Annotated in this window: 5 protein-coding genes; all 5 read left to right on the forward strand. The window is 53.9% G+C overall.

From position 1 onward, the window contains the following. The first annotated feature begins 64 nt into the window (after nucleotides 1-64). Nucleotides 65-1615, forward strand: a complete 1551-nt coding sequence (gene ahpF / locus ACILP4_RS08835; protein ID WP_395620357.1) for an alkyl hydroperoxide reductase subunit F — start codon at nucleotides 65-67, stop codon at nucleotides 1613-1615. 162 nt (nucleotides 1616-1777) lie between these two features. Then, nucleotides 1778-2824 (forward strand): efflux RND transporter periplasmic adaptor subunit, encoded by a 1047-nt coding sequence (locus tag ACILP4_RS08840; RefSeq protein ID WP_395620358.1) that lies wholly within the window; start codon nucleotides 1778-1780, stop codon nucleotides 2822-2824. A gap of 12 nt (nucleotides 2825-2836) precedes the next feature. After that, complete coding sequence (locus tag ACILP4_RS08845; protein WP_395620359.1) at nucleotides 2837-5941, forward strand: efflux RND transporter permease subunit; 3105 nt, start codon at nucleotides 2837-2839, stop codon at nucleotides 5939-5941. A 99-nt stretch (nucleotides 5942-6040) separates the two neighbouring features. After that, a complete protein-coding gene (gene wecB, locus ACILP4_RS08850) occupies nucleotides 6041-7159 on the forward strand; it encodes a non-hydrolyzing UDP-N-acetylglucosamine 2-epimerase (protein WP_395620360.1) in 1119 nt (372 codons plus the stop codon). Between the two features lie 146 nt (nucleotides 7160-7305). Beyond that, nucleotides 7306-7552, forward strand: a 247-nt coding sequence (locus ACILP4_RS08855; RefSeq protein WP_395620361.1) for a 3-hydroxyacyl-CoA dehydrogenase NAD-binding domain-containing protein, incomplete at its 3' end; no start/stop codon positions are given.

The raw sequence follows: 7552 nt of genomic DNA on the forward strand, positions 1-7552 counted from the left end.
TCGAAAAATTTCAGCCGCGTTCTTTACGCGGCGCGCTTCCGCTCGCTTGAAAAAGGCCTCCCCGATGCTTGATGTTGCTACAACTGCCCAGCTAAAAACCTATCTGGCAAATCTGCGGACGCCCGTTGAACTGATCGCGACACTGGACGACGGCCCAAAGTCTGCCGAAATGCGGGCGCTGGTAGAAACCGTAGTCGAACAGTCGCCTTTGCTGACGGCTCGTTATGATGGGCACGCAGATCGCGTGCCGTCTTTTGCCATTCGCCGCGCAGATGGCAAAGCGGAAACGCAATTTGCTGGCCTACCTCTTGGTCATGAGTTCACGTCATTGGTGCTCGCATTGTTGCACATGGGTGGTCACCCGCCGAAAGAAGAGGCAGAACTTCTAGATTCCGTGAAGGCGCTTGAAGGCACGTTCAAGTTCGAAACATTTTTCTCTTTGTCCTGCCAGAATTGTCCTGACGTTATTCAGGCGATCAATATCATGGCTGCGCTCAACCCCGGCGTCAGCCATGTGGCCATTGACGGCGCGATGTTCCGTGAAGAAGTGGAAACACGCAAGGTCATGGCGGTGCCAGCAGTTTACCTAAACGGCGAACCATTTGGCCAAGGCCGCATGGACCTGTCACAGATCATGGCGAAGCTTGATACCGGCACGATTGCGCGTGCTGCCGAAAAGATTGCGGCCAAGGAACCATTTGAGGTTCTGGTCGTCGGCGGCGGCCCTGCGGGTGCGGCAGCAGCGATTTACGCCGCGCGTAAGGGCATTCGCACAGGTGTCGTGGCAGAACGCTTTGGCGGGCAAGTGCTCGATACTATGGGTATCGAAAACTTCATTTCGGTTCAGCACACAGAAGGGCCAAAGCTCGCCGCCCAGTTGGAACAGCATGTCCGCGAATATGACGTCGATATCATGAATTTGCAGACGGCCGCCGAACTAATTCCTGCTGGTGCGGATGGTCTGCACGAAGTCAAACTCGAAAGCGGGGCATCGTTAAAGGCGCGCACCTTAATCCTATCGACCGGCGCGCGCTGGCGGCAAATGGGCGTGCCCGGCGAGGAAGAATATCGCAATCGTGGTGTCGCTTATTGTCCGCATTGCGATGGTCCTTTGTACAAGGGCAAGCGCACCGCGGTCATTGGCGGCGGCAACTCTGGCGTTGAGGCCGCGATCGACCTTGCCGGTATCGTCGCACATGTCACATTGATCGAATTTGACTCACAATTACGCGCCGATGCTGTCTTACAAAACAAACTCCGCAGCCTTCCCAACGTAGATATCATCACCTCCGCGCTGAGCACCGAAGTCATTGGCGACGGCGAGAAGGTTCAGGCTTTGCTTTACACCGACAGAAATACTGACGAGTCTCATCGTATCGATCTGGATGGCATTTTTGTACAGATTGGCTTGGTCCCCAATACCGAATGGCTCAAAGGTCCGCTAACATTGTCGCCGCGCGGGGAAATTGAAGTCGACGCGCATAACGCGACGAATATTCCCGGCGTGTTTGCCGCAGGTGATGTTACAACTGTTCCGTATAAGCAGATCATCGTCGCGATGGGCGAAGGGACGAAGGCCGGATTGTCGGCATTTGACCATATAATCCGGCATTGATGGGAAGAAAAAGCAATCTGGCCAAGCTTGGCCAGATTGCTGCCAAACAGGGCTTTCTCAGAGAAAAGTTTCATTTGTCGAAAATGACTGGTCGATTGGGATAAGTTGCGCCAACAGCAGGTTTGATGTTTTCTAATTCCTGAACCCCCAGCCGGTGAAAAAATGCGTAAGCCAATCATTCTGTCATTGATGTTCTGTGTGGCCGCATGTGGTGGCAGCGAAGAGAAGCGTGAGCGCCCTTCTCCGCTGGTTACAATTGACGCGGCTTCCGTACATGAATTTTCGGATGTCTACGTCGCCGTGGGAACGGCCAATGCTAATGAGCAAGTTTCGGTTCGGGCACCCGTCACCGAACGAATAATGCGGCTCGGTTTTTCTGACGGTGACTATGTGCAAAAGGGACAAATGCTTGCCGTTCTTGCGCAAGGTCAGGAAACGGCGTCCCTTGCTAGTGCGCAAGCCCGCGCGCGCGAAGCCGAACAGCAACTATCGCGCATCAGCGAACTGCATCGCCGCGGCTTTGCAACCAACGCAAGTTTGGACGCGCAAACTGCCTCTGCAAGTGCGGCAAAGGCGCAAGCAAATGAGGCGCGTGCATCGATTGGTGACCGTGTAGTGCGTGCGCCGTTTTCCGGCTATGTATCGTTGCGGCGCATCTCCGTTGGCGCAGTGGTCAGCGCTGGAGACGAAATCGCCGCAGTAAATGACTTAAGTTCCATCAAGCTCGACTTTAATGTGCCAGAGACAATGCTTGCCAACGTCCGGGTGGGGCAAGTCATCACGGCAAAGGCCGCTGCCTTCCCGGACTATGTCGCGTCTGGTAAGATTACCGCTATTGACCCTGTCATCAATCCACAAACCCGCACCGCAACATTGCGGGCCGTTTTGCCCAACCGCAATGCCATGTTGAAACCGGGCATGCTATTATCTGTCACCATAACATCGAAAAATCGCACGGCTCCCGCTGTGCCCGAATTGTCCTTGGTCCGCGAAGGCGATACTAGCTTCGTCTACACAGTCGGTTCCGACCTTAAGGTGAAGCGCACGCCCGTCAAAACCGGCACGCGCGACGGCAACTTAGTTGAAGTTGTTGAAGGCCTTAAAGTAGGTGAAAAAATCGTCACCGAAGGCGTGGTAAAGCTTTCTGATGGCACCACCGTGCGAACTGGCCCCGCCAAGTCCAGCGGCGTTCCAGCCAAAACGCGCTGATGCTCGCCTGATATGAACATTTCCGACACCTCCGTCCGCAGACCCGTATTCGCAGCCGTTATTGCGATTTTAATGGTGCTCGTCGGCATTGTCGGTTTTTTAAGCCTACCTGTTCGCGAATATCCCGATACGGAACCCCCTATCGTGTCCGTCGGGACAACCTACACTGGTGCGGCAGCCACAGTCGTTGAATCGCGCGTCACACAAGTCCTCGAAAATTCACTTGCTGGTATTGAGGGGATACAGACCATTACATCGCGTTCACGTGATGGGCAGTCGGAGATTACCATCGAATTTGCGCCGAGCCGGTCGGTAGATAGCGCCGCCAATGACGTCCGTGACCGTGTCGGGGGCGCAGCGGATGACTTGCCCGAAGAAGTGCTACCGCCAGAAGTGCGCAAGGTCGACGCAGACGCGTCGCCGATTCTGTTCTTGGTAGTGTCAAAGCCCGGTTGGTCGCGACTTGAACTTAGCGATTATGTCGACCGCAATCTCGTAGACCGCTTTTCATCCTTAGACGGCGTTGCGCGTGTATTTGTGGGCGGCGAAGCACGGCCATCCATGCGGATCTGGCTTCAGCCTGATCGCTTGGCGGCATTGGGTCTCACACCGAGCGACATTGAGAATGCGTTGCGCAGCCAAAATGTTGAACTTCCCGCTGGCCGACTTGAATCGACCGATCAAAATGTCACGCTGCGCGTGAGCCGCCCCTTTGGTACGGAAGAAGAATTTCGCCAGTTGATCGTCGCGCGCGGCGCAGACGGATCGTTGACACGATTAGGTGAAGTTGCGCGGATCGAAACTGGTCCGGAAAATCCTTACGCAGCATTTCGCCTTAATGGAGAGTCTGCACTAGGCATGGGTATTGTGCGTCAATCCGGCGCGAACACACTGGCCGTGGCAGAGAGCGCAAAAAAACTCGCTGAGCAAATCAAACCCACTTTGCCGCAAGGTATGACAATCACAGTTGGCTCCGATGACTCGCTTTTCATCAGCAAGGCAATCAGCAGCGTGTGGATTACCTTGGCCGAAGCTGCAGCGCTGGTCATCTTGGTCATTTTCCTGTTTTTGGGCAGTTGGCGCGCGACCATTATTCCTGCCGTGACGGTGCCCATTTGCTTGCTCGCAACTTTTGCCGTCCTCTGGTTCCTTGGTTTTTCGATTAACTTGCTGACGCTATTGGCAATGGTGCTGGCCATCGGCCTTGTTGTCGATGACGCCATTGTTGTGCTCGAAAACGTCTATCACCGGATTGAACAGGGCGAGCCGCCCTTGGTCGCGGCGGTAACCGGAACGCGTCAGGTGGCATTTGCTGTTATTTCCACCACCGTCGTTGTTTGCGCCGTCTTCGTGCCGGTGATGTTTCTGGCTGGCCAGACGGGTTTGCTGTTCCGCGAACTGGCGGGTGCGATGATTGCGGCCATTGCATTCTCGGGTTTTGTCGCCCTCAGCCTTGCCCCGATGCTGTGTTCCAAGCTGCTGAAACAAGAAGAACGGGGCCGCGTGGCCAAATGGGTCGATGACAAGTTCCAGCGGCTTGAGCGGCGCTATGCGCATCTATTGTCAGTTGTCATCGCAAAACCATTGGTCACATCAATTGGCGTAATTGGTTTTCTGTTATGTGCTGGATTTCTATTCACGACATTGCAATCCGAGCTCGCACCTGCGGAAGATGTCGGCATATTGAACGCCAACATTTCTGCACCTGAAGGCACTGGCTTTGAAGCCATGGACATGTATATGCTGCAGGCATCGGAACCAATCGTGAAGCTGATCGATAAGGGGACAGTGCGGTCCATCATTCAACGCACACCTGGCGGATTTGGACCCAGTGACGATTTCAACAGCGGGACGTTTATCGTCTTTTTAAAGCCGTGGGGCGAGCGCACAGAAAAAACTGAAGATGTCGTCGCGCAAGTGAACAAGATTCTCGCCGAATTGCCTGCCGTTCGCGGCAATGCTTCCGTACGCTCGTCTATTGGCCGTGGACGCGGTCAGCCTATAAATTTCGTGATTGCAGGCTCCACATATGAATCGCTCAGCATTGCTCGTGACCGCATATTGGCCGCGGCAAGTGAAAATCCCGGCATCGTAAACATGGATTCCGATTATAAGGAAACCAAACCGCAAATGGAGATTCAGGTCGATACTGCGCGCGCGGGCGACCTTGGCATCTCAGTGGCGGAAGTCAGTCAGGCGCTACAAACGCTTTTGGGTTCGCGCCGGGTATCGACCTATTTGGATCGCGGCGAAGAATATCGCGTCATCGTGCAGGCGGACGCAGCGGACCGCGCCACTGCCGAAAGCCTTGCTGCAATTCAGCTTCGCACACGTGATGGATCATTGGTGTCGCTCGCCAACCTCATAAAATATACCGAGACCGCAGGCGCGCGCGATTTAGGTCGCTACAATAAGCTGCGCGCTATCACGCTACAGGGTGGCCTAGCGCCCGGCTACACTATGGGGGAGGCTTTGGCCTTTTTAGAAGAGCAAGCCGCCGCATCTCCAGAGATTCTGGCGGTTGGGTATCGCGGGGAAAGTCAGGCGTTTAAAGAAACTGGCGGCTCCATCATGCTGGTATTCTTACTGACCATCCTTCTCGTGTATCTTGTGCTCGCTGCACAATTTGAGAGCTTTGTGCACCCCGTCACCATCATTATGACGGTGCCATTGGCGGTGGGTGGCGGCATAATTGGCCTTGCGCTTACAGGTATGACGTTGAACCTCTACAGCCAAATTGGCATTGTGATGCTTGTCGGCCTAGCGGCGAAGAACGGAATTCTGATCGTCGAATTTGCTAACCAGTTGCGTGATGAGGGCTTCGAAATCCTCGAGGCCATTCAGCAAGCTGCTGCCCGCCGTTTGCGGCCCATTCTGATGACTTCAATCGCGACCGTGTTCGGTGCTATTCCATTGGCTATTGCGAGTGGTGCGGGTGGTGCTGCGCGGTCCGCCATTGGTGTAGTGATTGTTTTCGGCGTAACACTGGCAACGTTCATTAGCCTCATACTCATCCCAATCATTTATGCGCGCCTCGCCAAATATACAGGCTCGCCCGAGGCGGTATCGCGTCGCTTGGCAAAAGAAATGAAAATGCACGAAGCACCATTGCCTTAACGCACGTTACACTGAACAATATTCAAAAAAATTCGTTATTTTTTAATATCTTATTTTTATATACGGCTTTGGTGCAGACTGAGGATTCAGGGACCGTAGATGTACAAGAATATGGTGATTTTCGGCACGCGGCCCGAGGCCATTAAGCTGTTTCCGGTTATAAATGCGTTGTGGCAATATCCGGATATGCGCACCGAAGTCCTGGTCAGCGGGCAACATCGGCAGATGTTGGACCAAGTGTTGTCGATAAGCGGCATTGTCCCAGATTATGATCTAGACCTCATGCGTCGGGGACAATCACTCGATACGATCACAGCGCGCCTGCTGCAGACAATTGGGATAATTCTGGACCGCGCAAAACCCGACCGCGTCATCGTACAGGGCGATACCGTAACGGCTATGGTCGGCGCGCTAGCCGCGTATTATCGCAAAATTCCGGTGAGCCATGTCGAAGCAGGGTTGCGCAGTCAGGATATCTACAAACCCTGGCCCGAAGAGGTTAATCGCAAAATTATAGGCAATATTGCCCATCAGCATTTCGCCGCGACCGAGATGTCGGCAGCCGCATTACGAGCAGAATCAATTCCTACCGATCATATCTTTGTTACGGGCAATACCGTTATTGATTCGTTGCAGTGGGTCTTAAAGCGCATTGCCCAAGATCGTTCGCTCATTCGTGACCTTGCGCCGTTGGAGGGCCGGTTTCGTGGTCGAAAAATTATCAGCATCACTGCCCACCGCCGAGAGAATTTTGGTGCGGGCATGGTGAACATAGCTGCAGCCATAAAAGCCATCGCCGCGCGCGACGACGTCGCCTGTATCTTTCCTATCCATATGAACCCGCATGTCCGTAAGGTCATGCATGCTACTTTGTCGGAATTGCCAAATGTCGCGATAATTGAGCCGCTGGATTACCCCAGCTTTGCGCGGCTCCTGTCGATAAGCCATATCATTCTAACGGACAGCGGCGGGGTTCAAGAGGAGGCGCCCGCGCTCGGTAAACCCGTATTGGTCCTGCGCGAGACCACCGAACGCCCCGAAAGCATTGCAACGGGAATAGCGAAGCTCATCGGGACAGATACCCAGCGGATCATTTGTGAGATTTCAACGCTTTTGGACGATGACGCCGCTTATGCTGTGATGGCCCGTGGGCGATATTCCTTTGGCGATGGGCATGCGGGTCAGCGAATAGCGAAAATTATCTCGAACGCGCGGTAACGATAATCCCTTAGTGTCGCTCCGATACGGCACTTCGATTGCCCATGCAGGCTTCGTCTTCAAACTAAATGTGCCAACACTTGTTCCTGACCACATAACGTCATAAGGCGCTGCTATTAGACGACAGTCTGAAAGAGGGATATCCAATGAAAATTGCTATGATCGGTTCTGGCTATGTCGGCCTTGTGTCTGGCGCGTGCTTTGCTGATTTTGGCCATGACGTTGTCTGTGTGGACAAGGATGAGTCCAAGATTGCCCGCCTACATGCGAATATCATGCCGATTTACGAGCCTGGCCTTGACGCGCTTGTCAAAACCAATGTCGATGCAGGCCGGTTAAGCTTTTCCACAGATGTTACAGAGGCGGTCAAAGGGTGCGATGCGGTTTTCATCG

It is taken from the genome of Sphingorhabdus sp., assembly GCF_044239045.1.
Classification (GTDB): Bacteria; Pseudomonadota; Alphaproteobacteria; order Sphingomonadales; family Sphingomonadaceae; genus Sphingorhabdus_B.

Bases quoted from the DNA above. Each gene is read 5' to 3' on its own strand.
- ACILP4_RS08845 (WP_395620359.1), top strand. From the start codon at position 2,837: ATGAACATTTCCGACACCTCCGTCCGCAGACCCGTATTCGCAGCCGTT.
- ACILP4_RS08840 (WP_395620358.1), top strand. From the start codon at position 1,778: ATGCGTAAGCCAATCATTCTGTCATTGATGTTCTGTGTGGCCGCATGT.
- ahpF (WP_395620357.1), top strand. From the start codon at position 65: ATGCTTGATGTTGCTACAACTGCCCAGCTAAAAACCTATCTGGCAAAT.
- wecB (WP_395620360.1), top strand. From the start codon at position 6,041: ATGTACAAGAATATGGTGATTTTCGGCACGCGGCCCGAGGCCATTAAG.